At 61.8% G+C, this 22,179-nt stretch carries 20 protein-coding genes and 2 pseudogenes; 13 read left to right on the top strand and 9 right to left on the bottom strand.

Annotated elements, in window-relative coordinates; genetic code table 11:
- Positions 1 to 94 precede the first annotated feature (94 nt).
- Positions 95 to 523 carry a Tautomerase enzyme gene (locus QMO80_RS30350; protein ID WP_283201265.1) on the top strand — a complete coding sequence of 143 codons (429 nt, stop codon included), beginning with the start codon at positions 95 to 97 and terminating at the stop codon, positions 521 to 523.
- Between the two features lie 74 nt (positions 524 to 597).
- Entirely contained in the window at positions 598 to 1,029 is a 432-nt protein-coding gene (locus QMO80_RS30345) for a VOC family protein (protein ID WP_283201264.1), read from the top strand.
- Here the strand turns inward: QMO80_RS30345 and QMO80_RS30340 are convergent.
- From QMO80_RS30340 to otsB, 7 genes are all read right to left on the bottom strand, one after another.
- Positions 1,014 to 1,778, bottom strand: coding sequence for an SDR family NAD(P)-dependent oxidoreductase (locus tag QMO80_RS30340; protein ID WP_283201263.1), 765 nt, complete (start codon positions 1,776 to 1,778; stop codon positions 1,014 to 1,016). The two genes, QMO80_RS30345 and QMO80_RS30340, sit on opposite strands and share 16 nt — an antisense overlap.
- Before the next feature lie 40 nt (positions 1,779 to 1,818).
- Positions 1,819 to 2,547 carry an SDR family oxidoreductase gene (locus QMO80_RS30335; protein ID WP_283201262.1) on the bottom strand — a complete coding sequence of 243 codons (729 nt, stop codon included), beginning with the start codon at positions 2,545 to 2,547 and terminating at the stop codon, positions 1,819 to 1,821.
- Between the two features lie 26 nt (positions 2,548 to 2,573).
- The gene (locus QMO80_RS30330) at positions 2,574 to 3,833 is read right to left on the bottom strand and encodes a sugar ABC transporter permease (RefSeq protein ID WP_283201261.1); all 1,260 of its coding nucleotides are present in this window, start codon (positions 3,831 to 3,833) and stop codon (positions 2,574 to 2,576) included.
- On the bottom strand, positions 3,830 to 4,651 hold the full coding sequence (locus tag QMO80_RS30325; protein WP_283201260.1) for an ATP-binding cassette domain-containing protein: 822 nt from the start codon (positions 4,649 to 4,651) through the stop codon (positions 3,830 to 3,832). The genes QMO80_RS30330 and QMO80_RS30325 overlap by 4 nt, the downstream gene beginning before the upstream one ends.
- Before the next feature lie 66 nt (positions 4,652 to 4,717).
- Positions 4,718 to 5,791: a sugar ABC transporter substrate-binding protein gene (locus QMO80_RS30320; protein WP_283201259.1), complete on the bottom strand. Its 1,074-nt coding sequence runs from the start codon at positions 5,789 to 5,791 to the stop codon at positions 4,718 to 4,720.
- A gap of 249 nt (positions 5,792 to 6,040) precedes the next feature.
- The gene (locus QMO80_RS30315) at positions 6,041 to 6,925 is read right to left on the bottom strand and encodes an AraC family transcriptional regulator (protein WP_283201258.1); all 885 of its coding nucleotides are present in this window, start codon (positions 6,923 to 6,925) and stop codon (positions 6,041 to 6,043) included.
- A gap of 201 nt (positions 6,926 to 7,126) precedes the next feature.
- Positions 7,127 to 7,906 carry a trehalose-phosphatase gene (gene otsB / locus QMO80_RS30310; RefSeq protein ID WP_283201257.1) on the bottom strand — a complete coding sequence of 260 codons (780 nt, stop codon included), beginning with the start codon at positions 7,904 to 7,906 and terminating at the stop codon, positions 7,127 to 7,129.
- A 122-nt stretch (positions 7,907 to 8,028) separates the two neighbouring features.
- Here otsB and QMO80_RS30305 point away from each other — a divergent pair, with 122 nt between their 5' ends.
- The 4 genes from QMO80_RS30305 (at position 8,029) to repC (ending at position 13,795) form a co-directional block, all read left to right on the top strand.
- On the top strand, positions 8,029 to 9,114 hold the full coding sequence (locus QMO80_RS30305; protein ID WP_283201540.1) for an ROK family protein: 1,086 nt from the start codon (positions 8,029 to 8,031) through the stop codon (positions 9,112 to 9,114).
- A 973-nt stretch (positions 9,115 to 10,087) separates the two neighbouring features.
- The gene (gene repA / locus QMO80_RS30300; protein ID WP_283201534.1) at positions 10,088 to 11,305 is read left to right on the top strand and encodes a plasmid partitioning protein RepA; all 1,218 of its coding nucleotides are present in this window, start codon (positions 10,088 to 10,090) and stop codon (positions 11,303 to 11,305) included.
- Entirely contained in the window at positions 11,302 to 12,291 is a 990-nt protein-coding gene (gene repB / locus QMO80_RS30295; RefSeq protein WP_283201533.1) for a plasmid partitioning protein RepB, read from the top strand. Before repA ends, repB begins: the two co-directional genes overlap by 4 nt.
- A 199-nt stretch (positions 12,292 to 12,490) precedes the next feature.
- Positions 12,491 to 13,795 (top strand): plasmid replication protein RepC, encoded by a 1,305-nt coding sequence (gene repC, locus QMO80_RS30290; protein ID WP_283201532.1) that lies wholly within the window; start codon positions 12,491 to 12,493, stop codon positions 13,793 to 13,795.
- Between the two features lie 42 nt (positions 13,796 to 13,837).
- Here repC and QMO80_RS30285 read toward each other — a convergent pair whose 3' ends face one another.
- Positions 13,838 to 14,161, bottom strand: a complete 324-nt coding sequence (locus QMO80_RS30285; RefSeq protein ID WP_283201531.1) for a type II toxin-antitoxin system RelE/ParE family toxin — start codon at positions 14,159 to 14,161, stop codon at positions 13,838 to 13,840.
- Positions 14,161 to 14,442 (bottom strand): type II toxin-antitoxin system Phd/YefM family antitoxin, encoded by a 282-nt coding sequence (locus tag QMO80_RS30280; protein ID WP_283201530.1) that lies wholly within the window; start codon positions 14,440 to 14,442, stop codon positions 14,161 to 14,163. Before QMO80_RS30280 ends, QMO80_RS30285 begins: the two co-directional genes overlap by 1 nt.
- A 187-nt stretch (positions 14,443 to 14,629) precedes the next feature.
- On the opposite strand from QMO80_RS30280, the gene QMO80_RS30275 reads away from it, so the two are divergent.
- The 7 genes and pseudogenes from QMO80_RS30275 to QMO80_RS30245 all read left to right on the top strand — a co-directional run bounded on the left by QMO80_RS30275 (position 14,630) and on the right by QMO80_RS30245 (position 22,131).
- A complete protein-coding gene (locus tag QMO80_RS30275) occupies positions 14,630 to 15,622 on the top strand; it encodes an LLM class flavin-dependent oxidoreductase (protein ID WP_283201529.1) in 993 nt (330 codons plus the stop codon).
- A gap of 23 nt (positions 15,623 to 15,645) precedes the next feature.
- Entirely contained in the window at positions 15,646 to 16,995 is a 1,350-nt protein-coding gene (locus QMO80_RS30270) for an LLM class flavin-dependent oxidoreductase (RefSeq protein WP_283201528.1), read from the top strand.
- Positions 16,996 to 17,012: 17 nt separating this feature from the next.
- A pseudogene (locus tag QMO80_RS30265) lies at positions 17,013 to 17,234 on the top strand (amidohydrolase); the annotation flags it as partial.
- Between the two features lie 68 nt (positions 17,235 to 17,302).
- Positions 17,303 to 18,634, top strand: a complete 1,332-nt coding sequence (locus tag QMO80_RS30260; RefSeq protein ID WP_283196684.1) for an IS1182 family transposase — start codon at positions 17,303 to 17,305, stop codon at positions 18,632 to 18,634.
- Positions 18,635 to 18,770: 136 nt separating this feature from the next.
- Positions 18,771 to 19,754: pseudogene (locus tag QMO80_RS30255) on the top strand (M20 aminoacylase family protein); the annotation flags it as partial.
- 8 nt (positions 19,755 to 19,762) lie between these two features.
- Positions 19,763 to 20,314 (top strand): GNAT family N-acetyltransferase, encoded by a 552-nt coding sequence (locus QMO80_RS30250; protein ID WP_283201527.1) that lies wholly within the window; start codon positions 19,763 to 19,765, stop codon positions 20,312 to 20,314.
- Between the two features lie 38 nt (positions 20,315 to 20,352).
- Positions 20,353 to 22,131 carry an amino acid ABC transporter permease/ATP-binding protein gene (locus QMO80_RS30245; RefSeq protein WP_283201526.1) on the top strand — a complete coding sequence of 593 codons (1,779 nt, stop codon included), beginning with the start codon at positions 20,353 to 20,355 and terminating at the stop codon, positions 22,129 to 22,131.
- The last annotated feature ends 48 nt before the right edge of the window (positions 22,132 to 22,179 follow it).

Raw genomic sequence — 22,179 nt, 5'->3', positions numbered from 1 at the left:
CTCTTTATTGCTTGCGAAGAGAGCGATCGGTGTGTATCCATAAAGAGTGATCGGTATATCAGAAGCGGTCACAATTCAAAGAGGGAGATATCCGATGCCTATCACACTCACCGTGCCGGAAGGCCTGCTCTCGCCGGAGGCCCAGGCGCGCGCTTTTGCCGGATTGACGGACGCGTTGCTCGATGTCGCCGGCTTGACCGGCAACGCCTTCATGACCGCCAATGTCATCGGCACCATCAACGTGCTGCCGCGCGAGCACGTGCTTGCGGCGGGAAAGCCGATCGCTGCGGCGTTCGTCGAACTCAAATTGCCGGAGGTCGCGCTGGCGAGCGCCGAAGCGAAACAGGCCTTCATCGAAAAAGCGGCCGATGTCGTCGAACAGGCCGCCGAGGGCCGGCTCAAGCGAGAGCATATATGGTCGAATATCGTCTATGCCCCCGAGGGGGCCTGGGGAATTGCCGGCGATAGTTACAGCAATGCCGACTTCGTCGGCGCCATCCAGGGCGCGGCCGCCGCGTTGTAAGGATTGCGGCGCACGTGCGAAACCTTGGACCTGACACAGCAGCGCCGCTATCCGGCGGCGCGACGGAGCCAGCCATGCAGCTTGCCAACTATCTGTTCTTTTCCAACGGCTGCGAGGAGGCACTCTCCTTTTATGCCGAATGCGGGCTTGGCCAGGTCACGCTATTGAAGCGCCATGGCGCAGATGGAATGCCCGTTGCCAGCGAAGCCATGCGGGGCAAGGTGATGCATGCGCGTTTCGAAGGACCAGGCATTCTGTTCTTCGCCTCCGACAATCACGATGCCGAGCCGATGCGAGGCTCCGCCCACATGCTGATCCTGGATGTCCGCGACAGGACCGACGGGTTTTTCGCACGGCTCGCAGAAGGCGGCAAGATAACGACACCACTCGCTGTCCAGCCATGGGGGAGCTATTACGGCAAGCTCACCGATCGTTTTGGTGTCCAATGGATGCTCGATTGCTTGGGTGAACTCGTGCCGCCGTCAGTCCATTATCGTGTCGTATAACCACCATCGATCACCAGCACTTCGCCGGTGACGTAGCTTGCCGCCGCCGAGCAGAGGAACAAGGCGGCACCCGCCACCTCTTCCGGCTGCCCGACGCGTCCCATCGGGGTCATGCTGCGCCAGGTCGGGAACCAGTCGGGATTGTCGATGCCGCCGCGCGACAGATCGGTGTCGATATAGCCCGGCGCGATGGCGTTGACGCGGATATTCTCGGCGGCGACTTCGCTCGCCAGGCTCTTCGTCATCATATGGACCGCCGCCTTGGAGGTGTTGTAGGCGACCTGGTTCTGCGGAATGTTGGAGACGATGCCCGACATCGAGCCGATATTGAGGATAACACCCCTGCCCTGGCGCCGCATGGGGGCGAGTGCGGCGCGGCAGGCGCGGAAGACGGCGTCGACATTGATGGTCATGATCTCACGCCAGATCGCATCGGAGAATTCGCCGCTGTCGCCATGAATGGCGATGCCGGCATTGTTGACCAGAATGTCGAGCCGGCCGGTCCGCGAGAGGGTCTCGGTGACGAGCGCGTCGGCGGCATCGTCTTTCATTAGGTCGGCGGCGATGAAATCGCAATCGACACCGGCTTTGACGAGTCGGGCTTCCGCCGCCGTATTGCGGGTCCGTCCGGTGATGACAACTGTGGCGCCGGCCTCGCCGAGCGCCTCGGCGATTGCAAGCCCGATGCCGCGTGTGCCGCCGGTTATCAGCGCCACCTGCCCGTCCAGGCGAAATCTGTCGAAGATCATGGCGCTTCCTTTCTGGTTTTGCGAAAGCGGCAAGCGCTGATCAGATGTCGGTGCTCTGCGGCAGGATGACGAGATCGCGGATGGTGATGTTGCGCGGGCGCGTCAGCATGAAGAGCACTGCTTCGGCCACTTCCTTCGGTTCCATCAGGCCGCCGGCGGCGAGCGCCTCATCCAGCTTTTCCTGCGGCCAATCGCTGAGGAGAGCCGTGACGACGGGGCCAGGCGCGACGGCACCGACGCGCAGGCCGTGTTTAGCCACTTGCCGTCGCAGCGTATGGACGAATGCCTGGACCGCATGTTTGGAGGCTGTGTAAATCGGCTCCCAGACGACGGGAACCAAACCGGCGACGGAGCTCGTCAGGATGATATCCCCGGTCTTGCGCTCGACCATATGCGGCAGGACGGCATGCACCGAACGGAAGGCGGCGTTGACGTTCAGGTTGAGCATTCGGTCCCAGGCGTCGGGGTCGCCGCCAAGCACCTCGCCGCCGATATAGGAGCCGGCATTGGCGTGGAAAATATCCAGCTGCCCTGCCTTCTCCAGAATCTGCGGCATCATTCCTGCCACACTTTTCGGATCGGTGAGATCGATGACCAGCGGAATGGCATTGGCGCCGAGGGCCGAGCAGATTTCCTTCAAGGCCTCCTCATTGCGGTCGACCAGCACTACCCGAACGCCGGCGGCAAGCAAGGCCTTGGCGCATTCCAGGCCGATACCCGATGCCGCTCCGGTGACGGCCGCGACTTTTCCAGACAGATCCTGTCCCATTTTCTTCCTCTGTTTTCTCAAGTGGTTTAGGCGCGGCCGTGCGAAATCCGCGATCGGCGTGCCAGCGAGTCGACGACGACGGCGACGGCAAGAACGGCGCCGGTGATCATGTATCGAAGCGACGACGACAGATCGAGGAGCGTCAGCCCGCTGGCGATCGACTGGATGACGATGATGCCGAGAAGGGCCGAATAGGCGCTGCCGCGTCCGCCGAACAGGCTTGTGCCGCCGATGACCGCCGCAGCGATGGCGTTGAGGTTGACGTCGCCGGTGCCGGCCTGCTGGCTTGCGGTCGCCAGACGCGCCGCCGAAAGCACGCCGCCGGTCGCGGCAAGCAGGGCACAGGCGACGAAGGCGCTCGCATAGATGCGCGACACATTGATGCCCGAGCGGCGGGCGGCCTCCCTGTTGCCGCCGACGGCTTGCATGGATCGTCCCCATTTCGTGCGCGTCAGCGCATAATTCATGGCGGCGACGAGCCCGACGAAGAGGCCGAACATCCAGGGAATACCGCGCGACTGGTTGAGATAGAAGGCAACCGCTTCCAGGGCGACCGTGATGACGACGGCGCGGAAACACAGTCCGCCGGTCGATTTCGCCGACAGGCCGGCTGCCCGCCGTCGCGCCGATGTGCGGTAGCTCGCGAGGAAGAAGGCAATGCCGGCAAGCGCCACCAGCAGATAGGCGACCGGATCCGGCATGACCATGATCTGCCCGAAATTCACCAGCCAAGAGCCATAGGGGAGATTGATCGAGCCGGTGGCTCCGAGGATATAGAGCTGCAGGCCGAGAACCGCGAGCAGCCCCGACAGGGTGGAGACGAAGCTCGGCATGCCGAAGCGGTTGAACAGGAAGGCGTAGAGCGAGCCGATCAGGGCGCCGACGATCATCGCGGCGAGGACCGCGAGCACCACCGGCCAGCCTTGATTGACCCAGAAGACGCCAACCAGCGCCGAGGCGAAGCCGCTGACCGAGCCGACGGAAAGATCGATCTCACCCACCATCAGGATGCAGACGATACCGAGCGAGATGACGCCGACCGTCGAGCAGTCGAACAGCATGTTGACGAGATTGGTGCTGGAGAGAAACACCGGATTGAGCGCCTGGAACACCGTCCAGATGATCGCCAGGCCGATAATGACCGGCAGCGAGCCGAGGTCGCCGGAGCGGATGCGATCCCAGAAGGCGCGGATCGAGCCGGCAAGGCTGTCGTCGTGGCGCACCCTTTCGTCGCGCCGGTCGAGGAGTGGGGAGGCCGCCGGTTCATTCTGCAAGGTCTTCATCATGCCCTGCCCTCCTCGTTCTCTCGGCTTTGCGCCTTGCGGCGCGTGGCGCGGCGGGAGACGGAATTGTTGGAAGCGCCGGTGATCGCGCTGACCAGCTCTTCATTGGAGGCATCCGGCATGAAGGTGCCGTTGTTGCGTCCAAGCCGAAGCACGACGATGCGGTCGGCGACCGCACGCACATCCTCCATATTGTGGCTGATCATGATGACGGCGAGGCCGCGTTCACGCACGCGCTCGATCAGATCCAGTACCTCGGCGGTCTGGGCGACACCGAGCGCTGCCGTCGGTTCGTCGAGCATGATCAGTTTCGGCTCGAGCAGCAGCGACCGGGCGATCGCCACGGTCTGGCGCTGTCCGCCGGACAGCGAGGCGACGGGCTCGCGAACGCTTGGGATTCGGGCCGAAAGCTCGTTTAAGAGCTTCCAGGCGCGGATCTCCATGGCGACCTCGTCGAGCTGGAAGGGATTGAGCTCCTTGCCGAGAAAGATATTGGCGACCACATCGAGATTTTCGCACAGGGCCAAATCCTGGAAGACGGTCGCAATGCCGAGGTCGAGGGCGGCACTCGGGCTCGACAGATTTGCCTGTTTGCCCTCGAACAGGATCGTGCCCGAGCTCGGCTGGTGTACGCCGGCCAGGATCTTGACCAGCGTCGATTTGCCGGCGCCATTGTCGCCGACGAGCGCCACGACCTCTCCGGCATGCACGTCGAGTTCGATATCGGTGAGCGCCGAGACCGCCCCGAAGTTCTTCGATATTCCGCGCAGGCTGAGAACAGGCTGGCGGGCGCCGTCAAGAATATGAGAGGTGTCAGACATCGCCTGGCCTTTCCGAAACGAGAGCGGAAGCGTGACCGGCGGCCGGCCGCGCTTCCCTTGGCGCGATTACTTGGTGATGCCGAGCTTCTTGCAGCCGTCGGCATAACGGCCGGTGCACAATTCCTCGGCGGTGTTGATCTTCTTGTCGATGATCTCGGCCTTGAGGTTTTCGGCGGTGACGACGGCAGGGACGAAGAGCTGCGCCGGCGTGTCGTAAAGCGTCATCTCGGCCTTGATCGTTTCTCCGGCCAAGAGCTTGACGGCGACGTCGGCCGCAGCCGCGGCGACGATTTCGCTCGGCTTGGAGATCGTGTTGTACTGATCCCCCGATATGATCAGCTGCAGCGCGGCGATCGTCGCATCATTGCCGGTGACCGGCGGCACGGGATCGACGCCGGCTGCCTTGAAGGCGGCGATGGCGCCGCCGCCGGTGCCGTCATTGGCGGCGACGACGCCGACGATCTGTTTGCCGAAACGGGTGATCTGGCCGGCCGCCCATTGCTGGGCATTCGCCGGCTGCCAGTTCGGCGTGTCGAATTCGGCAAGCGTCTTGTAGCCGCCGTTGGCGAGACCCTCGTGAATGCCGTCCTTGATCAGCCCGGCGGCCGCATCCGTGGGCGAACCGTTGATCTGCAGGATGCCGCCGCCATCGGTCGGCACATTCTTCGCCTTGAGATGCTGGACGAGCGATTCCGCGATTGCCTTGCCGATCGCCTTGTTGTCGAAGGAGACGTAGAAATCGGCCTTGCCCTTCGGGATCGGACGGTCATAGGCGATGACCTTGACGCCCTGGCTTTGGGCGAGCTGGACGAGGGAGGCGGCCGCTGCCGAATCCACCGGATCGAGCACGATAACCTTGGCGCCCTGGGTGATGGCCGAATTGAACTGCTGCTGCTGTTTGGCGATATCGGCATCAGCATTCTGATAAAGGACCTTGCAGGAGGCGCAGAGCTTCTTCATTTCCGCGACGAAGCCCGGATGGTCGTGTTCTTCGTAGCGGGTCGAGCCCTGGTCGGGCATGAGGAACGCGACCGTCGCATCGGCAACGGCGTTTTGCGCAAAGGCGGAAGTCCCGCCGAGCAAGGACAGGATAAGTGCGGCGGCGCCTGCCGCTTTCGTCGAGAATTTCATCATTTCCATCTCCTCCCGTTGGAAAAATTGTGTAACTTCGTCGTTGCAGTGTTCTGCTGCCGCCGTTCGGCTGAACGACCGCCACGCCTGTCCCGGCGGTTTGCAGTTTTCTGAGGACAAGCGTCTCCTGTCGCGAACCGCTCGTTGCGCGCTCGCGTCCAAATCGATGTCGGTTTTGCCTCCTCCTCCTCGTCCTCCCTATCGCCGTCTTCGGCGGACCATGATCATATTCCCGACAACGGTGCTCGTCCGGCTTGCTTAAGCCGCCTTCGCCACGTTGATATTGTCACCCAATAGCCGCCGGAAGCGCGAAGGCGTCATGCCCTTTTCCGCGAGAAATTGCCGGTTGAAATTGGACAGATTGTTGAAGCCGACTTCGAAGCAGATGTCGGTGATCGATGCGTGGTCGTCGCTCATCAGGATCTGGCAGGCGAGGTTGATGCGCAGGCGTTTGACATATTGCACGAGCGACATGCCGGTATGGCGGCGGAAGGCGCGGGAAAAGGCGCCGGTGGACTGTTCGGCGATCCTGGCGAGATCGGCTTCGTCGAAGGATTTCGTCAGGTTCTCCCGGATATAGGCGAGCGCCTTGTTGATGCCGGCCGACATGTAGCCGGACGGATCCGGCAGATAGCTCGGGCTGGCGAGAAGCTGGGCATCCTGCGCCCGGCTGAGCAGACCGACGATCATCATGAAGAGCTCGATGCGGCGCACGCCCTGCGCCTGCTGCACCTCGTCCATCAGCGGCGCGACCTGCCGGCTGGTATCCGTGCCGAAGAGCACGCCGCGGCGGGAAGCTTCGAGCACCGGCTCGAAGGGGCCGAGCTCCGCCAGCACCTTCATCGTGTCGCTGATGAAATTCTCGCTGAACTGGATGAGCTGGCATCGAAGCGGAATGCTCGATCCCTTCGGAACATCGCTGATCCAGTTATGGGGAAGATTGGGGCCGGCAAGCACGAGATTGCCCGGCTCGAACTCGCCGATGAAGTCGCCGACGAAATAGCGTCCGGTTGTCGCCACGACGAGATGCAGTTCGTATTCCGGATGAAAATGCCAGCGAACCGTATGATAGGGATAGCCGTGCGCCTTCGTTGCGAAGGATTCGCCCGGCCTGATCTGAATGACTTCCAAGTCGGGTTCCATCGTTTCCTCCTCCGAGGACGGGTTCCAATCCCACCCGCCAAATTGCCTTTTTGGCTTTATTGTTGAAGGGGAGTGTAGTGGGCTCGTTTCACGCCCGCCACCACGATTCCCGGTCAAAACCGATACTTTTTTGACGATTGACGCTGCGAGGCCGGGTAAAAGGCGGCAGCAATCCGCACGCACATCATCCAAGGATCTGCTTCAGGCGGCCAAAGCGGCAATGACGTTTCTCACCAGCGCAGAGGAGGACAGCCGGCTCGTGGCGCAGCTCGGGGTGCCGATCGCACCGACACGCACCGAAACGCCGCCGCGCGCATTGGCGATCGCAAACATCGACTCGTCGGTCAGGTCATCGCCGATGGTGATCGGGCAGCGGTTCTTGAAAGGGTCGGCCTGGAAAAACCGCTCCAGCGCATCGCCCTTGCTCGATCGTGCCGGTCGCAGCTCGAAGACCATCTTGCCTAGCTGCAACGCCCAGTTCGGCCCGGCGACCTCGGCATAATGATGCATGCGCTCTTCGAGCACCTTTTCATATTCCGGCGCCAGCCGGTAATGGGCGGCAACGGCGGCGCCCTTGTCCTCGATCAGGACGCCGGGATAGTGCTCGGCTTCGGCTGTCAGGGCATGTTTCAACGCCTGAAATTCCGGTGTGGCCTCGAGCGTGTGCATTCCGGCGGCGCTCCTGATTTCCGCGCCGTGAAGGCCTGCCGTCGGAAATGCAAAGGGTTTGAACAGCGCGTCCGCATAGGCAAGCGATCGCCCGGTGACCAGCGCCAAGGCGCCGCCGAGCTTGTTCGACAGGCGATGAAGTTGTCCGGGAAGAGCCTCTGGAACCTCGATCGCATCAGGCGTAGGCGCGAGATTGAGCAGCGTTCCGTCGATGTCGAGGAACATCGCCCAGTGGTCCGGCTCTTCCAGGACCAGTGAAAGCATTTCCTGGGTCGCGGTATCGTCCTGCACGGGATTCTCCAAACTCTGCAATCATGGAAGCTAGGTCACCGGCCGACGACGGCAAGGTGGCTTTCAGACGCCGGAACATCCGGAGCCAGTCTGCGTTTTATCTCGCCGCCCGTTCGAGCACTCGCGCCGCAGAAGGTAGTTTGATGGCCAAAAGCAGTTCCGAGCCCCGTGATGAGGTCAATGCCCCGTTGGCACATGGCGCGTTGAACCTGCCATTGGTGACGATCGACGACTACAACAACGAACTGCGTGACAAGGATGGTTTCGTTGGCGACAACGCCAATAAGAAGACGTTTCAGATGAAGCTCGACGATTGGAGAAAACGTGTCCGCAAGGTCGGAGACGACCCGATCGGCAAGACCGCGACGGCGAAGCTTTCCAAGAAAAAGATCGATGCCTTTCTGAAGGGTGACGATATGGAGGCCGCGGCACTGGTCATGGGGGCGGTGGAGGACTTCGCTCAGGACTTTGCCGATGTGATCGGAAAGTTTCTAAAGGACAAACGCTGGGTGAAGACGGAACGCATCGTCGTCGGCGGCGGTTTCCGGCAGAGCCGCTTTGGCGAGCTGACGATTGCCAGGACCATGGTTATTCTCAAGGCGGCCGGCATCGACGTCGAAGTCGTACCGATCGTTCACCATCCTGATGAGGCCGGGCTGATCGGTGCGGTCCATCTGATGCCGCGCTGGATGTTCAAAGGTCACGAGGCAATCCTGGCCGTCGATATCGGCGGCACCAATGTTCGTGCCGGCGTCGTTAAATTCGGAAAGGACGACGTGCCGAACTTTGGGGATGCGAGCGTCTGGGAATCAACGATCTGGCGCCATGCCGACGACGAGCCGAGTCGCACCGCAACCATCGAGCGCTTGGCCGCGATGCTGCATGAACTGATCGGCAAGGCCGAAAAGGCCAACCTCAAACCCGCGCCGATCATCGGGATCGCCTGCCCCGGCATCATCAAAGCCGATGGCTCCATCGAACGCGGCGGGCAGAACCTGCCGGGGGGAAACTGGGAGAGCGACAGCTTCAACCTCCCCGCCGCGCTGATGAAGGCCATTCCCGAGATCGGCGACGACAGCACCTTCGTGATGATGCACAACGACGCTGTCGTCCAGGGATTGTCGCAGGTCCCATTTATGACCGACGTGTCGCGATGGGCAGTGCTGACGATCGGTACGGGTTTGGGCAATGCGCATTTTACCAATCGCGAGACAACGAAGGCGCGATAGGCTCCCCCTCACGCCACGCCCACAAACCACAGGCTCGGCTGTGCTGCGAACTGTTATGGTAAATAGCAGGTAAACAACAAGGAATTCCGTAGACGGAAGCGAATCCGCCAATAAGTTCCGTTAGAAAGGTGCTGGTTCGACTAAGGAGATGAGATCGGATCGGGCTGGTGGCCGCTCTGTGGCAACGCAATCAATGCGAACGTCGCCGAGCATACTGACCGAAACCTGATTCGCCTAGCCGTGCGAGTTGTGATCTACATGTGATCATGACGGCCCCTGCCCCGGATGTCGCCTCGCCGGCATGGGCAGAAAGCTGATCCGCTACCTTCAACGTCACCTTCGGATCCCGCATGCGGGGCGGCGGCAAAAAAGATGGAGGCCCCTCCCCTTTCCTGCTTCTCGTCGGAAAAGATGGTGATAACGCCGACGGGTTGTTCTCGGCGGCTTCAAATTGCGCTTATCTCTGCAGCGTTACACAAGCCATGCGCAGACGAAAGATGGATTATGAACTTCAAGGGAATAAGCGCTCCGCTCAATGCCGGCCGTCTCGAACAAATGCTCGGCCTTGCCCCGTCGCGCCGTGATCCTGAAACCCAGGACGCTAACGGCAAGTCCTCAGGCAATGGCCCCGTCCGCGGATCGGAAGCCGAAAACCCGTACCATTCGTCCGCCTATAAATGAGAGGTGGATTACCCAATCCGGTTTACGCTCAGCGGCGGAAATCGATCTTGGCCGAGTCGGCACCAATGCTGAGTCGCATCGAATGTTCTGCGATATTTTGAAGGCTGACGTCGGCGAATGTGGAGACGGCCGCCATTGTCAGCTGACAACAGAGCTAAGATTCCGGAATTGCACATGATTTTTTCGTTGAATCCGGTTTGTTATCCATTCGCTAACCAAGAAACCGCTTGACGTCATTGCCAGACTCACGATCATTTGCGCAAAATTACCCGATTTATCAGGATTTGCGTGAATGCCGACCAGGGCCGCGATTGTTGAGAAAGCCAAGAGAGCGAGTCAAGTCTCGATCGACGAGACGATTGCGCAGGACTCGACAATGCTCAGCAGCCAGCTCCAGGTGCTGTTCGAGCGGTTGTTTTCGCCCGATGCCCGCAAATCGCTGCGACGCTTCAGCAGCACAGAGACCGCCAAGCTGCTCGGCGTCACCGACAGCTATGTTCGCCACCTCGCCGCTCAGGTGGAAACCATCAATCCTGAAAAGACGGCGTCCGGCCGCCGGGTGTTCTCGCTTGAGGAAATCCATGCGATGCGCCAGCATCTCGGGCGCACCAAACCCTCCTACCTGCCGATGCGCCGGCAGGGCGACCATCTCCAGGTAATCGCCGTCACCAATTTCAAGGGCGGGTCCGGCAAGACGACGACATCCATCCATCTGGCGCAGTTCCTGGCGCTTCGCGGCTATCGTGTGCTGGCCGTCGATCTCGATCCGCAGGCGTCGATGTCGGCGATGCTCGGATATCAGCCCGAATTCGACGTCGGTGAAAACGAGACGCTCTACGGCGCCATCAAATATGACGAGACGCGCCGCGACGTTGGCGACATCGTCCGCCAGACCTATTTCCCCGGTCTCGATCTCATCCCCGGCAATCTCGAACTGCACGAGTTCGAGCACGATACGCCAAAGGCCCTGGCCGACACCAACCGTGACGATAAAGACATGTTCTTCATGCGGGTCGGCAATGCGCTGCATTCGCTGGAAGAGAGCTACGACGTCGTCATCATCGATTGCCCGCCTACCCTCGGCTTCCTGACGCTGTCTGCTCTCTGCGCCGCCACTGCCGTGCTGATCACCGTTCATCCGCAGATGCTCGACGTCGCGTCGATGAACCAGTTCCTGACGATGACCTCCGACCTCCTGTCCGTGGTCAAGGAGGCCGGCGGCAATCTCGATTACGACTGGATGCGCTATCTGGTTACCCGCTATGAGGCCAACGATGGCCCACAGGCGCAGATCGTCGCCTTCCTGCGCAGCCTGTTCGGGGAGCGTGTGCTGACCTCGATGATGGTCAAGTCGACGGCGGTCTCGGATGCGGGCCTGTCCAAGCAGACGATCTATGAGGCGGGACGCGAGACGATGCATCGCCAGACCTATGACCGCGGCGTCGAATCGGTCGACAACGTCAATGCCGAGGTGGAACAACTCATTCGCAGTGCATGGAGCAGGACATGAGCCCAAAAGGTCGCGATATCCTGAAGAGCATGGTTGGCGCCGTCGAGCCGGTACGGCCGGATGCGCCGAGCGCGCCGCCGCCGCATCGGCCATCGGGCGCGGTCAAGGCGATGAACCTGTCGCTTGGACGGCTGGGAGAGGAAGCGGCGGCCGCCAAGGCGCTGCGCGAATCGCTTGCCTCCGGCGACAAGGTGCTGGAGATCGATCCGGCTGCCGTCGAAATGTCCTTCATCCGCGACCGCATTCCGGTCGACAAGGATCCCGAGTTCGAGCGGCTGAAGCAGTCGATCCAGGAAAGCGGGCAGCAGGTTCCGATCCTGGTGCGGCCGGATCCCGCAAAGGCTGGGCACTATCAGGCCGCCTACGGCCACAGGCGTCTGCGTGCGGCAGCGGAGATCGGGGTTCCCGTCAAGGCTGTGGTGCGCAAGCTGACGGATGAGGAATTGATCCTCGCGCAGGGTCAGGAAAACGGCCCGCGCGTCGACTTGAGCTTCATCGAACGGGCGCTGTTTGCACGACGCATGGATGAACACGGCTTCAGCCGCGATATGATTGCCCAGGCGCTGGCGACGGATAAGCCGGAGACGTCGAGGCTGCTGCAGGTGGCACAGACGATCGATCCCGAGGTCATTCTCGCCATCGGACCGGCGCCCAAGGTCGGACGGCCGCGTTGGCTTGCCTTTGCCGAGAAATTCAGGGAGGCGGGCGGGCAGAAGAAGGCGCAGGCGGCAATCGCTGCCGCAGCTTTCCAGACGTTGGAGAGCAATGGCCGCTTCGATGTCATCTGGAAGGCGCTGGAGGAAAAGAGCGCGCCGCAGCGGGCCGAGCAGACGCTTCGCACCCAAAGCGGGGGGGCGCTTGCTTCGGTGGTCCACTCCGGAAAAACCTTTCGCATCACCGTCAAATCGGCGGCGTTTTCGGAATTCCTGGCTCGGCGGTTGGCAGGCCTCGCCGCCGAGTTCGAAGAGGAAAATGACGAAAAATGAGGCAGTTAGACCGATTGTCAACTGACAATTCGGATAGGAGATAGCGCGCAAAAGAAAAAAGCCCCCGAACGTCACCGTCACGGAAGCTTTCCTCGTAGTCTTGAACACCTCCGAGAATCGCACTTCCGAGAATCGCTGTCAAGAGTTTTTGGCGCCGTTTTGGCGAGCGGATTTCTTTTGCCTTGTTGAGGTGGAAGAGATGGAAACCGGAAGTGTAACGACGCCCTTCGGGCGGCGGCCGATGACGCTTGGCATGCTCGCCAGCCAGGTGATGGCAGGCGAAATCAAGCCTGATCAGTCAGTCGACAAATGGAAGCTGTTTCGGGCGCTGTGCGAAGCAAAGCCGCTGCTCGGCATCAGCGATCGGGCGCTTGCCGTGCTCAACGCGCTCTTAAGCTTTTACCCCAAGAACGAGCTGGCGCAGGAAAACGGGCTGATCGTCTTTCCATCGAATATCCAGCTTTCGCTCAGAACGCATGGCATGGCCGAGCAGACGGTGCGGCGCCATCTTGCAGCACTCGTCGAGGCGGGGCTCCTGTTGCGCAAGGACAGCCCCAACGGCAAGCGTTATGTCCGCAGGGACAGGGCAGGGGAGGTCAACGAGGCCTTCGGCTTCTCGCTGGCACCGCTGCTTGCCCGCGCCGAGGAGATCGAACAGCTGGCCGCCGAAGTGATGGCCGAGCGGTTGCATGTCCAGCGCCTGCGCGAACGCATCACGCTTTGCCGCCGTGATATCGCCAAGCTGATCGAAGCGGCCGTCGAAGAAGACGTTCAAGGGGATTGGCAGGGCCTGTACCAGGAATTTCGGGATCTGATCGAAGGCCTGCCCCGGTCGCCGACGACGGCACAGCTCGAACAATTGCTGGACGAATTGACGATGCTCCGGGCGGACATTCTTAACCGGCTGGAAATTCGAGTTAAATCGACAAAAGAGCGCGGCAATGCCGATTATAACGAGCGTCACATACAGAATTCAAACCCCGAATCTAGCTCTGAACTTGAACCAAGCTTCGAAACGAAGCAGGGCGCGATGCCGGAGCAAGGCAATGGGCGGGAGGCCGTGACGATGGAAGAGGGTAGGGCTGAGATTGCTCATCCGAGCAGGGAGGGGGAGGGGCTGAGTCGACGGCCGGGCGCGCGCGATGATGCTGGCGGGCTGAAATCCTTCCCGCTCGGCCTGGTTCTGCAGGCCTGCCCTGAAATCCTTGCCTACGGGCCGAATGGCGAAATCCGCAACTGGCGTGACTTGATGGCCGCGGCGGTGACCGTGCGATCGATGCTCGGCGTCAGCCCGTCAGCCTACGAGGAAGCGGCAAATGCAATGGGACCGGAAAATGCCGCGACGGTGATGGCGTGCATCCTGGAGCGCGGCGGCCATATCAATTCGGCCGGTGGCTATCTCCGCGACCTGACGCGGCGAAGCGAAAAGGGAGAATTCGCGATCGGCCCGATGCTTATGGCGCTCCTGCGGGCAAATGCGCCGGCCGGCCGAAAAGCTGGATAAGGCGCGAGGGTTGTGAGACCGATGAACTGGATACGCCGGGGATCAGCGGATCAGCCTTCGCTCCAGGAAAGCCTGCATGTCGCGGCGACCGTCGACGACACAATAGACGACGACATCATCGCCCATGATGCGATAGATCATGCGCCAAGGCTTATGGTGCCGCTTCCGATATTCGGTGAGGCCGATACCGGTGAGTTCTTTCGGGATATTTCCTCGGGCAGGGAATTCTTCGAGATCGGCGCAGGCACTTTCGATTTCCGTCAGGATGCGCTCAGCCGTCTCTGAGCCGTCGCGGCCGGCGATGAAACGATAGAGATCCTCGATGTCGCGTTCCGCTTCCTCGGCGAAAAGAACACGATAAGGCATCAGGTTTGGCTGTCGGACAAACGCTTGCGGATGCGCGCGAAGGTGTCGGCAGCAGGGCGCAGCTTGCCTTCCTCCACTTGCCGGTTGGTCAGCGCCAGCACCTTGAGCAGCGCCAAGGTCTCCTGCGTTTCCTCATATTGGCCGACATCCTGCAGAATGGCTTTCGCCTCGCCGTGAAGAGTAATGACGACAGGCTGCGGATTGTCCTTGAGTGTCCGGATGATCTCAGGTGCATGGGCCTTGAGATAGCTGATCGGCTTGACCTGTTCTGACAGCTTCATGCGATTACTCCATTTTGACCAGAATATAGATCATCAAATGGTCGATTGAAAGAAGCCTTCTCCCATTTCAGCCGCGGCCGCTTTTTTTCACGCAACCTCCGCGAAAGAGAATGCCATTTCTTATAATGAAGTTTGTCTACTGATTTTATAGATTAAATATTGCAACCAGCGATCGGATCGCGATCTCATGACCTATCTCCTCAGCCTTCTCGACAAAAGCCCGATCGAACAGGGTTTCACCGCCGCGGATGCGTTGCGGGCGACGGTCAAGATTGCCGCGCGCGCCGAGGAACTCGGTTATCACCGTTTCTGGGTGGCGGAGCATCATAACATGTCCAATCTGGCAAGCTCCGCGCCGGAGGCGCTGATCGCCTACCTTCTTGCCAGGACCTCGAAGATCCGTGTCGGCTCCGGCGGCGTCATGCTGCAGCATTACAGCGCCTACAAGGTTGCCGAGACGTTCAATCTTCTGGCATCGCTTGCACCCGGCCGCGTCGATCTCGGTGTCGGCAAGGCGCCGGGCGGTTTTCCGCTGTCGACGCGCGCCCTGCAGCTTGCCGTCGATCCGGCGAGAAAGCCGGATTTTGCGAGCCAGCTTTCCGATCTCAATACCTATCTCGCTGCCGATCCGAATTATGACGGTGCGCAGGCGACCCCTTTCCCGCCGACGGCGCCCGATCGTTTCCTGCTCGGCGCCAGCGTCGAAAGCGCCGAACTGGCCGCCGAGAAGGGCTGGGAACTGGTCTTTGCCGGCCATCTGAACGGCGATCCCGACAATCTGCGTAGGACCTTCGAGACCTATGAGCGGGCGTCCGGCGGCAAGCGGCCGATCCTGGCGCTCGCAGCCTTTGCCGCCGAAAGCGAGGAATATGCCCGCGAGCGGATCGGCCATCTGCGCATCGTCAAGGTATTCCTGCCGGACGGCCAGACCGTCAATGTCGGCAGCGAGGAGCAGGCGGCCGAATTTGCCCGCCAGGCCGGCGTCACCGATTACCGCATCGAGGAGAAGGTGCCGAGCGTGTTGCACGGCACGGCAAAGCAGATCCGCAAGGAATTGGACGAGCTTCACCGCCGCTACGGCGTCAAGGAATTCGTGCTCGACACGCCGGCGCTTTCGGTCGCCGAGCGCCTGGCCTCCATCGAGCTGCTCGCCGAGGAGCGGCTTTCCCTCGTCGCCTGACCCTTTTCAAGGAGATCGATCCCATGGCTCAGAAACACGTCACGTTCGGCATCATGCTGCAGGGTCCCGGCGGTCACATGAATGCCTGGAAGCATCCAAGCGGGCCGGCCGATGCCAGCGTCAATTTCGACTTCTTCGTCAAGACGGCGCGCAAGGCGGAGGCGGCCGGCCTCGCCTTCGCCTTCGTCGCCGACGGGCTCTATATCAACGAGCAGTCGATCCCGCATTTCCTCAATCGGTTCGAGCCGATCGCCATTCTATCGGCGCTTGCGGCCTCGACTTCGAAAATCGGCCTCGTCGGCACAGTCTCGACCTCCTATAGCGATCCCTTCACCATCGCCCGCCAGTTCGCTTCGATCGATCTCATCAGCGGCGGCCGGGCAGGGTGGAATGCGGTGACCTCGCCGCTCGAGGGCTCGGGGCGCAATTACAGCCGCGAACATCCCGAGCACGAACTGCGCTACGAGATCGCCGAGGATTATATCGATGCGATCAAAGGCCTGTGGGATTCCTGGGATGACGATGCCTTCGTCCGCAATCGCGAACTCGGCGTCTATGCCGACAAGACCAAGATGCATCGTCTCAACCACAAGGGCCGCTTCTTCCGCATCGAGGGGCCGCTCAACATCGGCCGTTCGAAGCAGGGTCAACCGGTCGTCTTCCAGGCGGGGGCTTCGGACTCCGGCATTAGGCTCGCCGGCAAGCATGCCGATGCCGTCTTTACCAATGGCGGCCCGTTCGAAGAGGCTCGAGGCTTCTATCGGCAGCTGAAGGACAGCGTCATCGCCCATGGGCGCCCGGCAGCCGAAGTCGGCATCTATCCCGGCATCGGCCCGATCGTCGGGAAGACGACCGAGGAAGCGGAAGCCAAATATCAGGCGATCCGCAATCTCGTCACGATCGAAGAGGCGCTCCTCTATCTCGGCCGCTTCTTCGATCACCATGATTTCAGCGTCTACCCGCTCGATGAGGCTTTCCCTGAACTCGGCGATATCGGCAGGAATAATTTCCGTGCCACCACCGACCGGATCAAAAGAACGGCGCGGGAAAAAGGCCTGACGCTCCGCCAGGTCGCGCTCGATTCCGCGACGCCCCGCACGGCCTTCATTGGGACGGCGGAACATATCGCCAACGAGATCATCCGCTGGGTGGACCATGGCGCTGCCGATGGCTTTATCCTCGGCTTCCCCATTATCGCCGAAGGCTTCGCCGACTTCGCCGAACATGTCCTGCCGATCCTCACGGCACGCGGTTATTTCGATCCGGTCCTGAAGGGCGAGACGCTGCGCGATCATCTGGGTCTGCCCTTCCGGGAAAGCCGCTATGCGGCCGGTGCCGATCAGCTCGAGCAGGGAAGGGCTGTCGGCGCCTGAGGCGCCGGCGAACCGCCATGGACGTCATCGCTCGGAACCCGCGCAGCAACGATCCGGTCGAGAAGGGTATTGCCGCCTATCTCGACGAGATCATCGCGCTGCGCCACGATCTGCATCAATATCCGGAGCTTGCCTTCCAGGAACTCAGGACGAGCAAGCTCGTTGCCTCCCGCCTTTCCTCCTGGGGCTATGAGGTGGCGACGGGCATAGCCGGCACCGGCATCGTTGCCACCCTCAGAGCCTGTGAATGTTTTGTGGCGGTGTCGATGGGATTGTGATTCTGTTGGGTGGTTGATTTGCTTGGGGGATGATGGTGAGCGACGAGCTGTTCGAAGGATTGCCGGTGCATGGATCGCAGCGCAGTGCTCAGGCGGGGCGCGGGGCGGCGCGCATGCGCGAGCCGGTGCGCGATCAGATCGAGTTGCGTGCCGTGGATATCGACAGCTTGATCGGCCAGGATCACGCGGTGCGCGTGATTTGGAGCTATGTCGAGGGACTGGATCTGAGCGCGCTTGAAGATCGGATCAAAGCGCGTGAGCAGCGGCCGGGCCATCCGCCGATTTCGCCACGGCTTTTGCTGGCGCTGTGGCTCTATGCCAGCAGCGATGGCGTCGGCAGTGCGCGGGCGCTGGAACGGCTGTGCGGGAGCCACGACGTCTATCGCTGGCTGTGCGGCGGCGTCTCGGTGAACTATCACACGCTGTCGGATTTTCGGGTTGGTTGCGCCGATCTGCTCGACCGGCTGCTGGCCGAGCATCTGGCGGCGCTTGCCGATGCCGGCCTCGTCGCTTTCGATAATTTGGCGCAGGATGGCGTGCGGGTCCGGGCGAGCGCGGGTGCCGCCTCGTTCGGCCGCAAGGCGACGCTTGATCGGCATCTTTCCATTGCCGAGGCGGTTGTGGATCAGCTCAAGCGCGAGGTCGATGCGCGTTCGGATGCCAGCACTCGGCGCATCGAGGCTGCCAGGCAACGAGCGGCGCGTGAGCGCGGCGAGCGGCTCAGAGCAGCCAAGGCCGCTCTTGACGAGATTCAGCGCCATCGCCAAGCGCGCGAAGAAAAGCGCGGCAATGGCAAAAAGCCGAAGGAGCCGCGCGCCTCCAGCACGGATGCGCAGGCGCGGGTGATGAAGATGGCCGACGGCGGCTTCCGTCCGGCTTATAATGTGCAGGTTGCGAGCACCGCCGGCGAGCAGTTCGTGGTCGGGCTCGAGGTGACCAATGCCGGCTCCGATCGCGGCCTCATGCGGCCGATGCTGGAGCGGTTGCGCGCGCTGAGCGGCCATCTGCCGCGCCGCTATCTCGCCGATGGCGGCTTTTGCAGCGCTGAAGATATCGAGTGGGCGCACGGCGAAGGGGTCGAGGTCTTTTGTCCGCCCACGCAGTCCAAACACGGAACCGATCCCTTCTTGCCGCGGCGCGGCGACGGTGCGGGTGTGTCAACCTGGCGGACCCGCATGGGAAGCGAGACGGGCAAGGCTCAGTACAAACCCCGCTCGATCTGCGAATGCATCCATGCCCGCTGGCGCAACTGGAATCTGCGACAATTGACGGTGCGCGGCATCGAAAAGGTCCAGGCCGTCGTGCTCTGCTACGCACTCACCAACAATATCCTGCAAGGCCATCGGCTTGCCAATGGCTAAACCAGGGCAATCACCCTGACGCCAACACGCGACCATCAAAACGCACCGCGTAATCGGCTAACGCTCGATGGCATCAGCCAGCCAAGACCAGCCAACACTGGCCTGAAACGCACAAGATTCAAAAGCTTCACAAGCTCTCAGGCGCGGCAAAGGTAAGAAACGCATCGGCATTCGCGCCGACATGGATGCGCTGCCGATCGAGGAGGCGACCGGTCTTGCCTATGCCAGCAGCAATCCCGGCGTCATGCACGCCTGCGGCCATGACGGTCATACCGCGATCCTGCTGGCGGCTGCCCGCTATCTCTCCGAGAGCGGCAATTTCAGCGGCACGCTCAGGCTGATCTTCCAGCCCGCCGAGGAAATCGGCGCCGGCGCCCGCAAGATGATCTCGGAAGGCCTGTTCGAGCGGTTTCCGGTCGATGCGGTCTTCGGGCTGCACAACTGGCCGGGGGTGCCGGCGGGCCAGTTCGGTTTTGTCGCCGGTCCGGCCATGGCCTCGGTCGATCAGGCGGTCGTCAAGATCGTCGGAAAAGGCGGTCACGGCGCCGAGCCGCACCGCGCAGTCGATCCGGTGCTGGCCTCGGCCTCCTTCATCACCGCCCTGCAAAGCGTCGTCTCGCGCAATGTCGATCCGCAGGACATGGCGGTCGCCACCGTCGGTTCGATCCATGCCGGCTCCGCCTCCAATGTCATCCCCGAGAGCGTGGAGATGAAGCTGACGATGCGGGCCTTCAGCGAGACGGTGCGCCAGCTGCTGCAGGAGCGTATTCCAGCCCTTGCCCGGGCTCAGGCCGAAAGCTTCGGCGCGGTGGCGGAGGTGAACTACCGGCTCGGCTTTCCGGCGCTGGTCAACCACGCCAAGGAGACGGCCTTTGCCCGGGATGTCGCCTATGACGCGCTCGGTCTGGCCGCGATCGAGAAGGACTTCCGCCCGCGAACCGCGAGCGAGGATTTTGCCTTCATGCTGCAGGCCAATCCCGGCAGCTACCTCTTCGTCGGCAATGGCGACAGCGCACCTCTCCACAGCGCCCACTACAATTTCAACGACGCGATCATTGCGCCCGCCGCCCGCTATTGGGTGCGGCTTGCCGAAACCTTCCTCACTGACGACCACGGGTGACGAACGATATGAGCGATACGTTTCTCTATACGAGCCCTCTCGACCCCCGCGCCAAACCGCTGATCGACGAGTTGATCCACGAATATGACAGCCGCTACGGCAACTATTTCAATGCCGAGGGCGCGGCGGCCGAGCTGAACCGCTATCCTCCCGAGGCCTTCGCGCCGCCACAGGGCAGTTTTCTCCTGCTGATCCGGGGCGGCGAAACCATCGGCGGCGGCGCCTTCAAGCATTATAACCAGCGCACGGCCGAGTTCAAACGCATCTGGACCCGTTCCGACCTGCGCCGCCAGGGCCTTGCCCGCAAGGTATTGGTGGAGCTGGAGGCTCAGGCCGGCCGCCAGGGCTACAGCCGGATCTACCTCACGACCGGCTTCCGCCAGCCCGAGGCCGTCGGTCTCTATCTCGACTATGGTTACACCGCTCTCTTCGATACATCGGCCGATCCCGAGATCTATAAGAGCCTGCCCTTCGAAAAGGACATCAGCCATCTCGTTCCGCCGGCTTTCGAAAATGAAGCGGTTGAGCCGCGTCTGCGTGCGGCAGGCGCACATCTCTGAAAGCGGCAAAGACCGACAATCGATAAAGGGAAACAAGAATGGCACTGACGACGGATTTCGCGGGCATTGCGCCCGACAGCAGGACGGCAGAACCAAAGCAGGATCATTCCCGGTATCGCATCGTGCCGGCGCGTCATCCGGAGCGGCTGGCAGGCACGATCTTTGCCGCCGTCGTCATCGTCGCCGTGCTCTATTCCACCTTCACCAATCCGCGCTGGGGTTGGAACGTCTTTGCCGAATGGTTTTTTGCCGAGCCGGTGCTCGTCGGCCTCGGCAGGACATTGCTCCTGACCGCGCTTGCCGCCGTTTCCGGTTCCATTCTCGGTACGGCCCTGGCGCTCGCCCGGGTCTCCAAGTCGCCGCTGCTATCAGGCCTTTCCTGGGGCTATATCTGGCTATTGCGCTCGATCCCCATGATCGTGCTGCTGCTGATCCTGAACAATCTCGGCTATCTCTACGAAACGATCAGGATCGGCATCCCCTTCACCAACACGATCTTCATCGATTATCCCACGGTGCAGCTGCTGACGCCCTTTGCCGCCGCCTTCCTCGGCTTGACACTCAACCAGTCGGCCTTCTTCGCTGAGATCGTCCGTGGCGGTATTCTTTCGGTGGATCATGGGCAGCTGGAAGCGGCGGCCGCCCTCGGGCTGCCGCGCCGGCGCCAGGCTTTCCGCATCGTGCTGCCGCAGGCCATGCGCGCCATCCTGCCGACCGGTTTCAACGAACTCATCGGATTGGCGAAAAGCACGTCCGTGGTCTATGTGCTGGCGCTGCCGGAACTCTTCTACACGGTGCAGGTGATCTATCGCCGCAATCTCGAAGTCATTCCGCTGCTGATGGTCGCTACCGTCTGGTATCTGATCATCATGACGGTGCTGTCGGTCGCCCAGCACTATATCGAGCGTTATTTCTCCAAGGGCGCCGTGCGCAATCCGACGCCGCAGCCCTTTCAGGCATTTTTCGAACGTTTCCGCCGTCCGCTTCCTGCCTTCGATACGGCGGCGGGGCTCGCGCGCAAGATCGGCTTCCGGGATGCGGCCGCCCTGAGGGCCGCGGGCGGGGCGGTGCGCGTTCAAACGATCTCGAAGAGTTTCGGCTCTCTGAAGGTGCTCGACCAGGTCGAGCTCAGCCTGCCGGCCGGCAGCGTGACCGCCATCCTTGGCCCTTCCGGCTCCGGCAAATCGACGCTTCTGCGCGCCATCAATCATCTGGAGCGTGTCGATGAGGGTTTCATCTCCGTCGACGGCGATTTCGTCGGCTACAGCAGTAAGGGCGACACGCTCTACGAGCTCAAGGAGAAGGAGATCCTCAAACGCCGCGCCGATATCGGCATGGTCTTCCAGAGCTTCAATCTCTTCCCGCATCTGACCGTGCTCGAAAATCTCATAGAGGCGCCCATCCAGGTTCGCGGGCTCGGCCGCGAGGAGGCCGTGCAGCTGGCGCAGGAACTGCTTGCCCGCATCGGCCTCAGCGACAAGGTCAACGCCTATCCGCGCCAGCTCTCCGGCGGCCAGCAGCAGCGTGTGGCGATCGCCCGGGCGCTCGCGCTCCATCCCAAGGTGCTGCTCTTCGACGAGCCGACCTCCGCACTCGATCCGGAGCTCGTCGGCGAAGTGCTCGACCTCATCAAGGAACTTGCCCGCACCGGCACGACGCTCGTCATCGTCACCCATGAGGTCGGTTTTGCCCGCGAAGTCGCCGACACGGTCGTCTTCATGGAAAGCGGCCGCATCCTGGAGGCCGGCCCGCCGGCCCGCATCTTCGCACAAGCGGAACATCCCCGTACGCGGGAATTCCTCGCCAAGGTTCTCTAGCGCCTAAGAGCGCTGGCGAAATGCCGGGCCGCGACGGGCTGCTCCGGC

This window comes from Rhizobium sp. BT03 (assembly GCF_030053155.1).
GTDB lineage: Bacteria > Pseudomonadota > Alphaproteobacteria > Rhizobiales > Rhizobiaceae > Rhizobium.
The sequence above is the reverse complement of the archived record's forward strand: the minus strand, read 5'-3'. Positions and strand labels throughout refer to the sequence as shown.